Origin of the sequence: Prevotella sp. HUN102 (genome assembly GCF_000688375.1) — a bacterium.
Lineage (GTDB): Bacteria > Bacteroidota > Bacteroidia > Bacteroidales > Bacteroidaceae > Prevotella.
This window is the reverse complement of sequence record NZ_JIAF01000003.1, coordinates 226,038-242,894: the sequence shown is the minus strand read 5'-3', so window position 1 is coordinate 242,894 and position 16,857 is coordinate 226,038. Positions and strand designations below refer to the sequence as shown.

Annotated in this window: 12 protein-coding genes; 5 read left to right on the top strand and 7 right to left on the bottom strand. The window is 50.9% G+C overall.

What is annotated here, in order from left to right:
* The first annotated feature begins 137 nt into the window (after positions 1-137).
* The 4 genes from rpsF to P150_RS0104115 all read left to right on the top strand — a co-directional run bounded on the left by rpsF (position 138) and on the right by P150_RS0104115 (position 2,592).
* The gene (rpsF, locus tag P150_RS0104130) at positions 138-482 is read left to right on the top strand and encodes a 30S ribosomal protein S6 (protein ID WP_028896601.1); all 345 of its coding nucleotides are present in this window, start codon (positions 138-140) and stop codon (positions 480-482) included.
* A gap of 2 nt (positions 483-484) precedes the next feature.
* The gene (gene rpsR, locus P150_RS0104125; RefSeq protein WP_028896600.1) at positions 485-757 is read left to right on the top strand and encodes a 30S ribosomal protein S18; all 273 of its coding nucleotides are present in this window, start codon (positions 485-487) and stop codon (positions 755-757) included.
* 17 nt (positions 758-774) lie between these two features.
* On the top strand, positions 775-1,302 hold the full coding sequence (gene rplI / locus P150_RS0104120; RefSeq protein WP_028896599.1) for a 50S ribosomal protein L9: 528 nt from the start codon (positions 775-777) through the stop codon (positions 1,300-1,302).
* 216 nt (positions 1,303-1,518) lie between these two features.
* Positions 1,519-2,592: an AAA family ATPase gene (locus P150_RS0104115; protein WP_028896598.1), complete on the top strand. Its 1,074-nt coding sequence runs from the start codon at positions 1,519-1,521 to the stop codon at positions 2,590-2,592.
* 669 nt (positions 2,593-3,261) lie between these two features.
* Here the strand turns inward: P150_RS0104115 and P150_RS0104105 are convergent.
* The 6 genes from P150_RS0104105 to P150_RS0104080 form a co-directional block, all read right to left on the bottom strand.
* A complete protein-coding gene (locus P150_RS0104105) occupies positions 3,262-3,927 on the bottom strand; it encodes an ABC transporter ATP-binding protein (protein WP_028896596.1) in 666 nt (221 codons plus the stop codon).
* Positions 3,928-4,244: 317 nt separating this feature from the next.
* The gene (locus P150_RS0104100) at positions 4,245-6,632 is read right to left on the bottom strand and encodes an ABC transporter permease (RefSeq protein ID WP_155952923.1); all 2,388 of its coding nucleotides are present in this window, start codon (positions 6,630-6,632) and stop codon (positions 4,245-4,247) included.
* A gap of 185 nt (positions 6,633-6,817) precedes the next feature.
* The gene (locus P150_RS0104095) at positions 6,818-7,552 is read right to left on the bottom strand and encodes a head GIN domain-containing protein (protein WP_081819274.1); all 735 of its coding nucleotides are present in this window, start codon (positions 7,550-7,552) and stop codon (positions 6,818-6,820) included.
* Positions 7,552-9,939 (bottom strand): ABC transporter permease, encoded by a 2,388-nt coding sequence (locus P150_RS0104090; protein ID WP_028896593.1) that lies wholly within the window; start codon positions 9,937-9,939, stop codon positions 7,552-7,554. The genes P150_RS0104095 and P150_RS0104090 overlap by 1 nt, the downstream gene beginning before the upstream one ends.
* Positions 9,940-10,156: 217 nt before the next feature.
* Positions 10,157-11,410: an efflux RND transporter periplasmic adaptor subunit gene (locus tag P150_RS0104085; protein WP_028896592.1), complete on the bottom strand. Its 1,254-nt coding sequence runs from the start codon at positions 11,408-11,410 to the stop codon at positions 10,157-10,159.
* A complete protein-coding gene (locus P150_RS0104080; RefSeq protein WP_028896591.1) occupies positions 11,395-12,720 on the bottom strand; it encodes a TolC family protein in 1,326 nt (441 codons plus the stop codon). Before P150_RS0104080 ends, P150_RS0104085 begins: the two co-directional genes overlap by 16 nt.
* An 817-nt stretch (positions 12,721-13,537) precedes the next feature.
* Between P150_RS0104080 and P150_RS0104075 the strand changes: the two genes are divergently transcribed.
* Positions 13,538-15,883 (top strand): hypothetical protein, encoded by a 2,346-nt coding sequence (locus P150_RS0104075; protein WP_231477572.1) that lies wholly within the window; start codon positions 13,538-13,540, stop codon positions 15,881-15,883.
* Between the two features lie 53 nt (positions 15,884-15,936).
* On the opposite strand, the gene P150_RS0104070 is transcribed toward P150_RS0104075, so the two are convergent.
* On the bottom strand, positions 15,937-16,401 hold the full coding sequence (locus P150_RS0104070; protein ID WP_028896589.1) for a hypothetical protein: 465 nt from the start codon (positions 16,399-16,401) through the stop codon (positions 15,937-15,939).
* Positions 16,402-16,857 lie beyond the last annotated feature (456 nt).

Here is a 16,857-nt window from a genome sequence, read left to right as displayed (position 1 = left end):
ATGATGAGCACAACGGATATGTTTTCCGGAGAAAGTTGTGGAAAATATTTGGTCAGTTGATAAAAAAGTGGTACTTTTGCACCGCATTATGCGAAAGCAGATGCTTAATATTTTTAATTATTTATTTATAACGTAGTATGAATCAATACGAAACCGTTTTCATTTTGACTCCCGTTTTGTCTGATGAACAGATGAAGGAAGCGGTCGCTAAATTCAAGACACTGCTCACCGACAACGGTGCTGAAATCTTGAACGAAGAGATCTGGGGTTTGAAGAAGTTGGCTTACAACATCCAGAAGAAGTCTTCAGGCTTCTACGCACTGCTGGAGTTCAACGCAGAGCCATCAGTTATCAACACTCTCGAGACAGGCTTCCGCCGCGACGAGAGAGTTATTCGTTTCATTACCGTTAAGCAGGACAAGTATTCAGCAGCCTATGCTGAGAAGCGTCGTGCTAAATGGGCATCTAAAAAGGAGGCTTAATTATGGCAGAGCAGAACATTACAGAAATCCGTTATCTGACCGCACCGTCTATCGACACGAAGAAGAAGAAGTACTGTCGTTTCAAGAAGAGCGGTATCAAGTACATCGACTACAAGGACGGCGAGTTCCTCAAGAAGTTCTTGAACGAACAGGGCAAGATTCTTCCACGTCGTATTACCGGAACATCCCTGAAGTATCAGCGTCGTGTGGCACAGGCTGTTAAGCGTGCCCGCCAGATTGCACTGCTTCCATACGTAACCGATTTGATGAAATAAAAAAGGAGGCTAAAGATATGGAAATTATACTTAAGGAAGATATCATCGGTCTTGGCTACAAGAACGAAATCGTGAACGTTAAGAACGGCTACGGCCGCAACTACCTCATCCCGACAGGCAAGGGCGTTATCGCATCTGCATCTGCAAAGAAGCAGTTGGCAGAAGACCTCCGTCAGCAGGCTGCAAAGATTGCCGCAAAGAAGAGCGAGGCTGAAAAGCGTGCCGCACAGCTCGAGGGCGTGGAACTCGTAATCGCTGCAAAGGTATCGGCTACCGGCGCAACATACGGTTCGGTAAACGCTGCCATCGTTGCTGAAGAATTGGCTAAGAAGGGCATCGAGGTTGATCGCAAGATCATCACAATGCGCGACATCAAGAAGGTGGGTACATTCGAGGCTACTGTACACTTCTTCAAGGAAGTGGAAGTTAAGCTCCCTGTAACAGTAGTTGCAGAGAACCAGCCAGAGCCAAAGGCAGAGGAAGTTGCTGAAGCTCCCGTAGCTGAAGCACCGGCTGCTGAAGAGGAAGCTCCGGCAGCAGAATAATCCCGTTTTCCCCTGTGGAAAATCAAAATGTTGAATTTTGCACTGTAAAGCATAATTATAACAACAATCCCTTTCACCGGAATGGTGATGGGGATTTTTTTAGTTAAAGTACCCTTCCCCCTTTCAGGGCGAAAATCGGAACGATACAGGGGCGCACAACTTACTTTTCATTAATACATTCCCTCTTTGTTTGGAGGGGTTTCGGAAGACATTCAAATGAAACGAATCGTACTGACAGGCGGACCTTGTGCAGGAAAAACCACTGCATTGGTGAAAATTATGGAACACTTCTCCAGCCTCGGCTATAAGGTGTTCATCATTCCTGAACTGCCCACCATCTTTCTTCAGGCAGGTATGGACTATCTCACGGACAACAGGGCTTTCTTCTACGAGGGAGAGAAGGCCACCCTTGAGATGCAGATGGCGTTGGAAGACCGTTTCCAGCGGATGGCCGAGACGATAGCGCAGCCCGTACTCGTGGTCTGCGACCGCGGCACACTCGACATATCGGCCTATATGAAGCCCGAGCTATGGGAGGAAATCACTTCCTCGGTGGGCACCAACACGGAATCCCTGCGCTCCCGATACGATGCCGTGCTCCACTTAGTGAGTGCCGCCGACGGCGCAGAGCAGTTCTATACGACTGAAACCAACAAGGAGCGCACCGAGGGACTGGAACTGGCACGCGAACTCGACAAGAAAGTGATTCACGCATGGTCCGGTCATCCCCGTCTGCGCGTCATCAACAACCACGAGAAGTTTGAAACCAAGCTCGAACGTGTGCTTCAGGAAATCTCCGACGTGTTGGAAATCCCCCGTCAGGCCGTCGAGGAGCGCAAGTACATCGTCCGTCTGACGGGCGAAATCCCCGGTGCGATAACCAGCAGAATTACCCAGACCTATCTTACATCCGAGCCCAAGAGCGAGGTGCGCCTGCGCCGCCGCACACTGAACGGCATATCCGTGAACGTGCGCACCACGAAGAAGACGCTCCGCAACAACGATCAGGTGGAGACCGAGCGTCAGATAGACAACAATCTCTACGAGTCGCTCCTCCGTCAGGCCGACCCCTATCGCCAGACCATACGCAAGACGCGCCAGACCTTCATCTGGCAGGGCCAGTTCTTCGAGCTCGACACCTACATTGAGCCGATGAAAGACTTGCAGATTCTCGAAACGAAGGGCATCGTTGAAAACGAAGACGTGAACTTCCCTCCGTTCATCGAAGTGATTGAAGACATCACGGGGCAGACAAAGTACTACAACTACAACCTCGCCCTCAAGGGATAAATCAGCCTCAACGCCTCCCGAACTTCTCTTGCAGATTATAAATCGGTGGATTTTCGTGAGGATTGTTTCTCGCAGATGGCGCAGATTACGCTGATTCGTTTTTCATTTCATTTGCAGGATTTACGTTATCGGCGGGAGGGATGTTTTTATCGCTCACAGATTGCACAGAGGCACAGATATTGTTTTTTCTCACAGAGGAGGCAGGTCTCCAAGGATGGCACAGAGTCTTTGGGCAAAATGTGGCAAAGAAGTTTTATGGCGGCAGAAATCTGTGCCATCATTGAAAACTTCGTTTTCTCTGTGGCAGCATACTATTAACTTGAAATCTGTGCGCCTGTGCCATCTGTGAGAGATTCCTGATTCGCGAAATCAACGAGAGATTACCCTATAAGCAGCACAGAAAGATAAAAATGAATCAGCGTAATCGGCGAAATTTGCGAGAAAAAGTCTCTCGCAGATAGCGCAGATTACGCTGATTTTATTTGAGGGATTTGCGAAATCGGCGAGCGATTACTTCATAAGCGGCACAGAAGGATAAAAATGAATCAGCGTAATCGGCGAAATTTGCGAGAAATGGCTCTCGCAGATGGCGCAGATTGCGCTGATTTAATTTGTGGGGTTCGCAAGATCTGCGAGCGACCACACCACTATTCCTTCGCGACCACGCTACTATTCCTTCACGATGGCACCATCGAAGAGGCGGATGATGCGGTGGGCTATGTTGGCATCGTGCTCGTTGTGGGTTACCATCACGATGGTTGTGCCCTCCTGATTGAGTTCCTTCAGGAGATTCATCACTTCCGCGCCGTTCTTGGAATCGAGGTTACCGGTAGGCTCATCGGCGAGAATGAGCTTGGGACCGAAGACCACGGCACGCGCAATCGCCACGCGCTGCTGCTGTCCGCCGCTGAGCTGGTGGGGGAAGTGCTTGGCACGGTGGGTGATACTCATCCGTTTCATTATCTCGCGCACCTTTTCCTTGCGCTCTGCCTTGGGCATATTGAGATAGGTAAGGGGGAGTTCGATGTTCTCCTCCACGTTGAGTTCGTCGATGAGGTTGAAACTCTGGAAGACGAAACCTATCTCGCCCTTGCGCACGTCGGTGCGTTCCTTTTCCTTGAGGTCGGACACTACTTTGTCGCCCAGTACATACTTGCCACCCGTTGGATTGTCGAGCAGACCCAGAATGTTGAGCAGCGTAGACTTGCCACAGCCCGAAGGACCCATAATGGCTACAAATTCGCCGTCTTCTACATTGAAACTTACGTTGTTAAGTGCAATCGTCTCCACCTCTTCTGTGCGGAATGACTTGCTAAGATTTTCTACTTTGATCATAGTTGGTATATTTTTTTTATTTTGAGGAGTTAAGGGAGGGACTTGAGGAGTTAAGGGAGGGGGTTTAGGAGTTAAGGGAGTGAAAGAAGTTAAAGGAGTTAAAGACAACAGTTCGAGCTGCAAGGGCTTGCATATTATCACATCTCACATTTTCCTTTTCACATTTTCAATTTCACATTTCACATTTTAGGGAGTTAAGGGAGTGAAAGAAGTTAAAGGAGTTAAGACAATAGCTCGAGAGACTATCTTACATTTCCCTTTTCACATCTCACATCTCACATTTTCCGTCTCACATCTCACATTTAACCTTTCCCATTTCACATCTCACATTTAAGAAAGTTCACAGGATTGTCGTTCGCCACCCGTCGGCAGTTCACCGCCACAATGGTTGCCACGATGAGCAGCACGCAGACGACGGTAAGGAGGAAGAGCCACGGGGAGAGCGTGATTCGGTTGCCGTAGAGCTGGAGCCAGTAGGCAGAGACGAAGTAGGAGGCGAGCGCACCTACGACGGCCGCAGGGACTGCCGTGAGCATTATGCCCCGCTGGAAGAGCCGGATGATGTCCTGAATGCGTGCACCGTTCACCTTGCGTATGGCAATCTCCTTGTGCCGGCGGTTCACTTCGTCGTTCACGTAGCCCACAAGCCCCATCAGGGCAATGAGGAGCGTAACGAGGCTCGCCACCATCACGCCGTTTCTGAAGCTCTTCGTCGATGTGTATTGCAGGTTCTTCTCGTTCTCCAGACTCTTCACTATGATGGTTTTGTGGGGCAGAAGACGCTGCAATCGGCTCTGAACCTCGCTCAGGTTTTCAGGACTGAAGGCGGAGAGTTTGACGAGGAGATAGTTGTTCATCGCATCCGACGCCCGGCGATAGGAGATTACGGACGGTCTGTCGAGGTCGTTGCTCTGCGCATCGCCCAAGTGTATGTCCCTGTAAACGCCGACAATCGTAATGGCGTCTTTGTTCTCGCTACCGCTATGCTCGGAAATGATGATTTTCCTGCCCACCACGTCTTTCCATCCACGGAGCCGGAGCATCTTCTTGGCGAAGCTCTCGCTTACCATTACCTGCCGCAGACTGTCGGAATGGTGGTCGAAAGTCTTTCCGGCAATGACGGGAATGCCGAGCATCGGGAAGTAGTTGTCGGCCACGGAATAGAGGTCGGCAATGTTGAAGAGCTGCTCCTGCTCGCCGGGCACGGTAACATTGTTGCCGCTGCATCCGTAGAACGGCAGGATGTTGCACGCCGAAATCTCCTCCACTATCCCCATATTGCGCAGCTCGTTCACAGCCGTTTCGCGCTCGCCGGGCGACAGTTCCTCCATTTCCACCACGGCAATGCCGCCGCACCGATAGCCCAAGTCGAAGTTAAGGGTGTGGTTGTACTGCATACTGACCACGCAGAGCAAGCCCAGAAGGAAGCTGACCATTGCGAACTCCACGCCCAAGAGCAGCACCTTCCACCGATGGCGCGCCTCCGCATAGCCCCTGAAGGCGATGGCTACGGGCATACGGTTGAAGAGAATGCCGGGCACGATGCCTCCGATGAGGAGCACAATCAGCGCGACAGCCACCAGTATCCATGCGCCGCGGTTGAACATCAGCACGCCCAGCGGTGCCGAGAGCATCTGCTCGATGCTGCCCTTGGCGGCGAAAAGGAGGACGGATGCCAGTGCGACGGCGAGCAGAAGGTGCACCAGTGCCTCGCCGAAGGTGATGCTGAACAGGTCGGAACGGGCTGCGCCGTAGCATTTCCTGACTGCCATTTCGCGGGCACGGCTCATCATATTGCCCACCACGATGAGCACATAGTTGAGCACCGAGGCCGAGAGAATGACGAAGGCGAGGAGCGAGAGAATCCAGAACATCTGCTTCACGTTCTGTTTCTCCGTGAAATGGCGCGACACGGGCGTGAGCATAAAGTCGAGCTTCACGCCCGCCTGCTCCATCTCCTTGATCGGGAAGTGCGTCTTCATCATATTCCCGATGAGCGGACGGAGTGCCTCGGGGTCTGCGCCGGGGCGCAGTTTCACGTAGCTGTGGTACCGGTCGTTGCCCAAGAGATTCGACGAGCCGTCGAAACCGAAGAATCTCTGCGAGTTGAGCGCGCCGATGACGTCGTACCCGTGGAAAGAAGAGTTGTAAGGATAGTCCTCGTAGACGCACGCAATGGTAAACTTCAGCCCTGCCACCTCGAGCGGGCTGAGCTGCTTTCCAAGCACGTCGCCCCCCATCCGTTCGGCAAACGACCGTGTTACGGCGCAATGGAACGGCTCACGAAGTGCCTTTTCGGCATCGCCGGCAATGATGCGTGCGGGAAACATTCTGAAGAAACAACTGTCGGCGAGCCAGATGTTGGCCTTGAGCCGTTTCCTGTCGGTGGTTTCCACCTCGCCGGTGGTCAGTGGATTCACACGTGTGGCGAGCTCCACCTGCGGAATGGTCTTCTGCATCAGCGGAGCCACGCCACCCGGCGTCTGGTCGGCCTCCATATATTCCTGTTCCTTCATCTGAAAGCCTTCGCTGACACGGCAGATGCGCCCGTAGTCGGGGAACGACTGGTTGTAGGTCTGCTCGTAATAGATTTCGGCAATAATCACTGCGCTGACGGCAAGTCCGAGCGTCAGACAGAGAATCTTCACTACGTTGTGCTGCCCTCTGCGTGGAAGGTTGCGCACCGCGCTGACAATTGATTTCATTATTTGCATAACACGTATTTTTTCGTTGTGTTTAATATTTTAAGGTTTGTAAACCATTGAAAATCAGGGACAGAAATCTCTGCTTCCAATCTTGCGAAGAATGCGCCGCAATCTTCGCAGAAACGGGTTGCAAACGTGCGAAGAATGGAATGCAATCTTCGCACGATTGCAATTCGCGCATCGTCCTACCCTATTCTGCTTATCTCGGAAGAGCCTGTCTTTCCGAAGTCCTTCACGGCGGGGCTGCCCTTGTACTTGATGTCGCTCGAGCCGCTTGCGCTGCCCCGGATGGTCTTCGTGGCGTGGCATTGGATGTCCGACGAGCCGGAAGCCTTCACTTCCACGTCGGCTGCCTCAAGGTCGGCCGCCTTGATGGCCGACGAGCCTGAACTGCTGAAGGAGGCAGAATGCGCCCTGCCGGCGAGTTTCACGTCCGACGCTCCGTGCGAAACCACGCTGAGCCTGTCGGTATCGAGCTGCTTTATCTCCACTTCGCCCGATCCCGAGGTTTCTATCACGAGGTTCGGAGCGTGGAGCGATTCCACCTCAATCTCGCTCGAGCCGCTGGCCTTCAGCCCCGTCATTTCGGGCGCAAAGACGGTAATGTTCAGGCTCGTGTTGCTGAGCGTAACGTAGGAATGCTTCTTCAGCCCCACCTTCAGCACGCCGTCTTCCTTGCGGACGGAGAGCAGGGCGACGATGTTTTCGGGTCCTTCGGCTCTCACGGCATATTCCCTGCCTCGTGTCTGCACGAATTTCACGTCTACCATCGCCGAGGCTTCTATCGCGCTGAAGCCCTCGATGCTGTATTCCTTCCGCACTCTCACTTCCGATTCACGGTCGGCTCTTTCGATTACTATGCACGACGACAGGCAGAGAACTGCCGTTGCCGCCATTGTCAAAACTGTTTTTTTCATCATTATTCTTGTTTTAAGTGTTTTACCGGATTTTCATTGCTTGCCACGTAGCTCTGCACCGCCACCGAGCCGATGGCTATGAGCACGACGAGGATGCCCGAAACGATGATCCACGGCCACCAGACGATACGGTAGCTGTATGCGCTGATCCAGTCCGAAATGAGGAACCACGAGAGCGGCGCGCCGATGAGGAAGGCTATGCCCACGTAGCCAAGGAACGTCCGGATGAGTTTCCGGCGTATCTGGTTGCCCGTTGAGCCGAAGACCTTGCGGAGCGCGATTTCCTTGTTGCGCTGCTGGATGAAGTAGGTGGACATTGCCACCAGTCCGAGCATCGATATGAGGATGGCGATGAGCGAGAAGAGGGACACGACGTGCGCCGTGCGCAGCTCTTTCTCAAACTGCTGCTCTATGCATTTGTCCACGAACGGATGGCTCTCGTCCAGTTCCTCGTGGAATACTTCCGCGAAAAGCTTCCGTATTTCTCCGTATGCCTCTGCCGGATCGCCCTTCACTTGGATCGTGAGCGACCACGGACTGTCCACCCTGTCTTCAATTCTCAGCAGCAAGGGCTTGTGGGAATCCGAGAGAATGTTCACCAGATGCAGGTCGCTGAGCGTTCCGCCGAATGCCTCTCTCCCGGCGGAATCGGTAAATCCGTACTCCTTGTAGTATCTGCTGAGGTGCCGGTCGGACGGATTCATACGTAAAGCCTGCAGGGCGGCAGCGTTGGCAAAGACTTTCGGACAGTGGTTTACGTGCAGGTCGTTCTTCAGCGAGAGTCCGTATATCTTCATAAAGTCCGCATCGGCCGTGATGAGCTGGAAGGGATACGACTTGTCTTTCTCCACAATGGTGTAGTTGTTTCCTCCGTCCTGTGGTGTGCCCCTCGACGCCGAAAACATCGATACGGCGGGAAGTTTCCTCAGCCGTTCCACGAACAGGCGGTAGTCCTTGCCCGAGAAGGCGTGGTATTGTGTCAGACAGATGAGGTTCTGCGTCTCAAAGCCCAGTGGTGCCTGTGTGAGATGGCGCATCTGCAGCGACATAATGAGCGCGCTTGCCAGCAGCACGATGGTTATCACGTTCTGGACGATGATGAAAATCTTGCTCAGGAACATCTTTGTCCTGTGCCGGAAAGTGCCTCTCACAACCTCAATGGGCTTTGCCTTCGACATCACGCTGGCGGGAATGATGCCCGAAAGGCAGCCTATGGCGGCCGTTCCGATGACGGCTATTCCCGCAAATACGGGATTGCAGAGCAGTTCCATTTCCATATCGCAGCCTATAAGACGCTCGGCCGCCGGGGCAGAGAGCAGCGAGAGCAGTATGGCAACGGCAAGCGAGAGCAGGCAGAGCAGCGTACTCTCCACGATGAGTCGGACGGCGACACCCTTCCGACTGGCACCGAAGAGCCGACGGGTGGCTATTTCGCGCGAACGGTAGCCTGCCTGCGCCACGGTGAGGTTGATGTAGTTCATTATGGCAAAGAGCAAGATGACAAGTCCGACCGTGAAAAGCAGGCTGACGGTGTGCTCGTCGCCGAGGTTCAGATTCTCGTTGAAGGGCTCGAGCTTTGAGAAATGAAGCTCGTCCAACGGCACGAGAATCGGGCTGAGTCCGTCGGATTCATTCCCAAAGGTCGGCCAGAAGGTGCTCAGAAAGTCTTTGAACTCCTTTTCCCTGCCCATCATTTTCGTGCCTTCCCTCACTTTCAGGAAAGCACTGCAGCCGGTGGTGTTTATCATTGTGGGGAACATCTCGTCGGTATCGGCAAGGTTCAGATACTTGTTCCACGAGAAGTCGATGATGACCTCCACGTCCTTGTTCACGATGGTGTTGCTGAAGTTCTTCACTACGCCCGAAACCCGGAAGCGTATGCTGTCGTTCCATACTATTTCCTTGCCGAGAGCGTCCTCCGTTCCGAACCATCTGTTGGCAAAATGCTCGGTTATCACGGCGTTGTTCTTCTCTTTCAGGCAGGTGGTTCTGTTGCCCTCGATGAGCGGGAAGTCGAAGACGGAGAACAGACTGGAGTCTGAAAGCATCACGCTGACGTTGCAGTAATTGTCGTTTTTCTTCAGCCTGACCGTGCTTACCACGAATCCACAGGTGTTTTCCACCTCGGGATATTGCTTTCCGAACTGTTTCAGTGCCGCGTGGTGGAATCCCAGTGCCCTCTCGCCGTCTTCTTTAAAGTCTATTCCCAACGTGTAGATTCTGTGGGCATCGCGGTGCTGACGGTCGATGCCTTTCTCCTGCCAGATGTAGACGCCAATCAGAATGACGAACATCAGCGAAATGCTCAGTCCGAACACATTGATGAAGGTGTAGAGCTTGTTCCTTGAAAGGAAGGTAAAGTAGGATTTGAGGTTGAATATCTCTTTCATATCTGTATGTTTTTTATATTGGGGGAGTTAAGGAAGTTAAAGGAGTTAAAGGAAATTAAGACATTTGAAGGAGTTAAGGGAGTTAAAGGAGTTAAGGAAGTTAAAGACAACAGTTCGAGCTGCAAAGGCTTTCACATCCCTTTTCGCATTTTCCCTTTTCACTTTTCCCATCTCACATTTTCAATTTCCCATCTCACATCTCCCATTTCCTCTCCCATCATTTCAGAATCAGCACTTCGTTGTCCTTGTAGCTTTCGTAGCCGCTCGTTATGACACGCTCGCCGGGCTCCAGTCCTTCGAGCACCTCGTAGTACTGGGGGTTCTGGCGTCCGATACGGATGTTGCGGCGGTAGGCCTTCCGGCCGTCCTTGTCGAGCACGAATATCCAGTTTCCGCCCGTAACGCTGTAAAACGTTCCCTTGGGAATGAGCACGGCCTTCTTTGATTCGCCGAGCTTGAGGTCGATGTAGTAGGTCTGTCCGGTGCGTATGTTGGAAGGACGGTTGCCGCTGAACACGAATTCTATCTTGAAGCGACCCTCCTTAACCTCGGGAAACACCTTTCTCACGGTGAGGGCATACTGCTTTCCGTTCTGCTCGAACACGGCCGTGAGACCCTGATGCACGCGGTCTATGTAGTGTTCGTCCACCTTCGCCTCCACCTTGTAGTCGCTCAGGTCGTTGATCACGCCGATTTTCTGTCCCGGCGATATGCTCTGTCCCAGTTCTATGTCGAGCTGTCCCACCTCGCCGTCAATCTGCGAGCGCACGTTCAGCCGTTCCTTCCGCTGCCTGACGAGCTGCACGTTGCGCATCATCGACGCCAGATTGTCGTTCATCTGGTCCATCTGCGAGTGGCGGAGCTGTGCATCCTTGCTGATGCGCTGCCGAATGAGCCGGTTCTTCTTCACGGCAAGCTCGTAGTCTTCCTTCGCCTTCAGGTAGTCCTCACGGCTGTTCAGCTCCTCCTTGTGCAGCGCGGTCTGATGGCCGTAGCTGCGCTTCTTGGCCTGTACGTCCATTGCGAGCTGCGCCGCCTCGTTGCTGGTGCTGAGCTGTTCCTGCTGCATCGTGATCTGCGTGTTGCGCAGCATATTCTGCTTCTCGGCAAGCTCGCTCTCGGCATTGAGTATCTCGAGGTCGAGATTGCTGTTGCTCAGCCGCACGAGCACCTGTCCCTTTGCCACGTGCTGCCCTTCCTCGACCACCTTCTCGAGCACCACGCCGCCCTCCTCGGGCGAGATCTGCACCACCTGAATAGGCACCACGTTGCCGTCTACGCTCACGTAGTCGTCGAACTGCGCCTGCTTCACGTCGCCTATGTTCAGTCCCCTGCGCTCCACTTTCAGCGTGGAGGAAACGTTGTTCAGCGCAAGCCACAGGATGGCACCCGCGAGAATCACGCCTCCTGCAATCCAAATCCAGTACTTCCGGGGTATGAGATACTTCTTTTTCTTTATTTCGATGTCCATAGTTTTCTGCCTTTATAATAGTTTACCAATCGTTGTTTCATTCCGAGCGTCAGTTGCATCTGCAGCAGTCTTATGCGGCTTTGCAGCAGCGTCTGCGCCGAGGTGTGGAGGTCGAAGGTGGAAAGCATTCCCTCCTCGTATTTCCTGTGCGACAGATGATACGCCACCGAGTCGGCTTCCACCTTCTTCCGCATCTGGCGCACCTCGGCAAGGCAGCCGTCGCGGTCGATGACGGCTCTCGAAATATCGTCGCGGAGTTTCCTCTGTGTCTCCTCAAGTGCCACCTGTGCCTGCTGCCAAGTGGTCTTTGCCTTTCGGGCGGAACGCCAGACGGCGGGATTGAAGATGGGAACGGAGAGCGACAGGTAGACGTATTCGCCCAGATTGTTGCTCAACTGCCGGCCGAATGCCTCTGAACTGCGGCCCTCCCGAGAGAGATTCTTATAGTAGTTGGTGGAGATTCCCAGTCCCAAGGAGAGCCTCGGGAGCCGTTCGCCACGCTGGATGAGATAGTTGTAGCGGGCGTTCTCCACGTCGTATTGTGCGTTTTTCACGTCGGGCGCATCGCACCGGAAGCTCTCGAAGAGCGCACCGGCCGTCTCGGACGCCACCTTATCCATATATACCGTGGTGTCGAGCGCGAGCGAATCCCCCGCCGGGAAGTTCATTTCCGACTTCAGCGCAAGCAGCGACAGGCGCGCCTCGTTCTGCTGACGGAGCAGATTGTAGCCGTCCTCGGCCACCTGACTCTCCATCTGCACCACGTCGGGGCGTGCCTTCTCGCCCAGTTCGTAGAGCCTTCGGGTTTTGAGGAGCAGAGCCTTGCTGTCCGAAAGTTTCCGTTCAGCAAGGCTGATGCTCTTCAGATTGTATATGGCTTCTACAAATTTCGTCATCACCTGTATGGCTCTCTCGTCGGCAAGTTTCTCTATCCGCGCCGCGCTGTTGGCTCTGGCGAGGCGCGCCTGTCGGAAAGCGTTGAGCGTCCGCCCTCCGTCGAAGAGCGTTACCTCCGCCGCAATGCTGTAATAGTTGTTGAACGTGGTAATGGTGTTGTACGTGTTGGTCTCCGGGTCGATGTTGCGTCCCCAGCTGTACTGCCCCGAAACCTGTGCGCCCACCGTGGGCAGAAACGCCATCTTCGCCGTTTTCTCGTCGTATGCCGTCTGCTCGTTCTGCATTCTCTGCCGACGGATGTCGTTGGCGTGTTCCACGGCATACTGGATGCAGCGGTCCATCGTCCACGTTTCCTGCGCCTTGCCCTGAACCGTCGCAAGCCCTATTAGCAATATGTAGATAGTTCTTTTCATATACAGAAACAAATGCCAAGTGCGTGCCAAAAACTTATCTCACTAATAATCAGATATTTATCCGAAAAGCATCTTTTCCCGTGTGTCTAAAAAATAGACACCACTGCCTATAAATTAGACACTTCCCACGCATTCCTCCTCTCCCCACCCTCCCGATTTTAAATAATCACACTTTTATTTAAATATATAAAAACACAAACCAACAATTCTCTAAAATCGTCCTCATTTCCTCCCTTTTCCATTCTTCGCACAAACGCGCTGCAATCTTCGCACAAACGCCCGCCAATCTTGCGAAGAACGGATTGCATTCTTGCGAAGAATGAATCCCGCAGATTTCAAGGCTCTCGCAGGTGGTGTGAATCAGGAATCGCAAACAAAAAAATGGGAACGATTTTAGAGAAATCTGCGTTATCTGCGAAATCAGCGTGAGGTTGTTTCTCGCAGATTGCGCAGATTACGCAAATCAGGAATCTCTCACAGAGCGCACAGATACACAGATTTCGTTTTAATAATATGCTGCCACAGAGAAGGCCTGCCTCCTCTGTGGGGAAAAACAATATCTGTGCATCCGTGAAATCCGTGAGAGACAAATACATCCCATTCGCCGTTCACGCCAATCCCACAAACAAATAAAAAATGAATCAGCGTAATCCGCGCAATCTGTGAGAAACAACCAACTTGACATTATAAGAGAGATAAATGTTAATTTTAAACAATCTCCCCCCCCCGAAAATTTGATAAATTAAAATATTTTGATTAATATTGCATTGAAAACAGCAGAATAAACGTTCTGTTCTGAATCAGACCTTACATAATTATGGAAAAACTACTTGATGTTCAAAACATAGTCAAGATGAAGCGACTTGTCTTGCTCGCATTCGCTATCTGCACATTCAGCAACATAAATGCCCAGTATTCCATCAGGGGGAAAGTCCTCATAGAAAATGCCGACACCCTTGAAGCCAATGTACGGCTCTACACAAAAGACAATACGGCCGTTTCTGCCGTACAAACACAAAAAGGAACGTTCGAGTTCTCGAATCTCATAAAAAACAACGCCTACTATGTGGTTGCATCGCATATAGGATACGCTGCTGACACGATAAAGATAGACCGCATAGCGAAGGATCTGAACATTGGGACGATGTTCCTCAAAAGCAGTCTTACCACGTTGGACGAAGTTGCCGTAGTGGGAAGCAGCATAAGTTTTCAAAATGGAAGCAAGCGCATTTTTCCCAATGAATTTCAAAGAAACAGTCCGGACGCTATGGTTATGCTCGACAAGATGAACCTGTCGCGGATAAATGTTGATCCACTCACAAAAAGCCTGACACTGAACGGCGGGGGAAGCGTGAAAGTGCTGCTCAACGGAAGAGAGGTTTCTGCCGTTGAAATAAGCGCACTGTCGCCGGACATCATACAGCGCATTGAATACCACGACACGCCGGAAGCACGGTATGGCAATGCAGATGTGGTGCTGGACTTTATAACAAAAGACGACAACGTTGGCGCAAGGGCCTACCTTTCTTTGTGGCAGGGACTTCTGACACGCTTCGGGGAGGACTATATTTCCTTGAAATTCAACCGCGGAAACAGTCAGTTCGCATTAGACTACAATATGGCATACCGCAACTGGAAACATCTCAGCAGGGAATATGAAGAGGACTTTCAGCTACGGGATGAGAAACTTTCGAGAACCGAACTGGGACGTCCGGGACGTTTCAAATACGACAATCACAACATACGGCTCAATTACAACTATCAGAAGAACAAGAAAATAATCAACCTTTCGCTGGGAACTGCCCTTCAGAATGCGCCCTACAAGGAATGGAACAGCGACCTGCGCTATCAGAAATCGACCCTCAGCTTATACGACAATGCGAAATCATCGGCCACAAATCCCTATTCACAGCTATATATACAGTTGCCCATAGGAGAAAATCAGCTATATGCAGCGAGTCTATCCGGTCAATATAACAAAGGAAAATACAACCGTCTGTATCAGGAGACGGACAGCGAAGGCAAATCCGGCCAATTCAGCAGCAATGCCCGTGAGACCCAGAAAGGCTATGTGCTGTCACAACTATATGAGAACAGGCAGGATTGGGGCACGCTGACCATTGGGGCAAACTTCAGCCAGCAGTTTACACAAAGCGACTACGATTATCTCAGCAACGATATGACACAGAAGCATCATACGGCCCTGCGTCTGTCCAACCTTTACTCCTACGCACAATGGGGCAGGGGATGGAACAAACTTTACAGTCGTGTGGGCATCGGCCTGAACCAGCGGTGGATGCAAGTGGGAGAACAGAAGCAAAGCACCTTTACCGTCCGTCCGACGCTTTTCATACGCTATACCGTTTCTCCGAAAATCGAACTTCGCTATCAGGGTTCCGTGTCTAATATAATGCCTACGCTGTCGGCCATTTCCGACTATTCACAGGAAATAGATTTCATACAGATACAAAGAGGAAATCCTGACCTCAAGCCGCAGGTTGATTTCTATAATGCGTTGGTATTCAATTATAAATTCCCCAAAACGGCATTGGCCTTCTATCTGAATCAAACCTATTCAAAGTCTCCGATTATGGAAAGTACATATCTGGAGAATGGAAAGGTGGTAAGAACTCAGGAAAACCACCGAAATTTCCAGAACTACAATGTGGAACTGGAATACGGAGGTCTGCCTTTCGGCAATCTGCTTTCGTTCAAGGTCTATGCCGGTATGAAATTCTATAAAAGCAACGGCAACCAATACACCCACCACAAAACAATACCCTACTATGGAGGGCAGATTTCTGCATACTACAAGCAATTCACTGTGAGATGGCAGTTCCGCAAGAATGTTCAGGACAGGTTCTGGGGAGAAACGCTCTATCGGTATGAAGACGGCCAAATGCTGTCGGTTGGCTATCAGACTAAAAAGCTCGGCCTGTCTGCCGATGTCCTGAATCTATTTTCCCTGAAACATATTTCCGCCCAAGAGAACTATTCAAGCATAGCTCCCTATAAACGCTATGAATATCTTAATGAAACAAGGAATCTCATTCGCATAAACCTCACGCTGAACCTCTCGTATGGTAAAAAATACAGGGAATCTTCAAAGCGCATAAACGATAGTGCGGATAATGAATCTTCTATTATCAAGGGTGAGAAATAGAAACCTGCGGCATCTGCGAGAAACAACCTCACGCAGATGACGCAAAACAAGTATCATTTATCAAACCTCAAGACTTTGCTGCTATCCTTAAAATTGAGGTATATCTTTTCGCCCTTGGTGGTTTGAACGAAATAAAACTTTGTTGAAGAAGAGTTCAGGTAAAGCAAGATGTCTTCATTGTCCTCGGTTCTGAAATGCCCTATATCTATATTCCCGAAAGATATACCATCGGTTCTCAAGTCTACATCGGGGAGGGAATCAACCGTTTGCAGACTTGCAATCTCCCGTCTTGGAATAGTCTTGGAATAAGGACCGTTTATAAAAAGAGTATCGTCCTTGATGAAAATCCTCTCATCGCCGCTGATTTGTGGCGCATAAAGTATGAAAGGGGACAACAATGCCAACACACCTATTATAACAGCTATATACAAGCCTAAATGATTCTTGCGTCCTTTGTACTGATATACAGCGTACAGGCAAAACAGGCTGACAAGTGAAAATCCTAACAGATATGCCATATCGTGCTTTCTAAACTTATTCTTGATGAATACCGGATTGATATCTAACGCTGCAAATGTATAAAATATTTATTTACGCTCAAACTTTTTCCTCATTCATTATATTTTAAAATCTGCGTTATCTGCGAAATCAGCGTGAGGTTGTTTCTCGCAGATTACGCAGATTACGCAAAGCAAGTATCTCTCACAAATGGCACAGATACACAGATTTCATTTTATAATATACTCTCACAGAGAAAACAAAGTTTTCAAGGATGACACAGATTCCCGACGCCATAGAACTTCATCATAATATTCTGCCAAAAGAATCCGTGCCATCTTTGGAGCCCTGCCTTCTCTGTGGGAAAAAACAATATCTGTGCATCCGTGAAATCCGTGAGAGATAAATACATCCCATTCGCCGTTCACGCCAATCCCACAAACAAATAAAAAATGAATCAGCGTAATCTGCGAAAT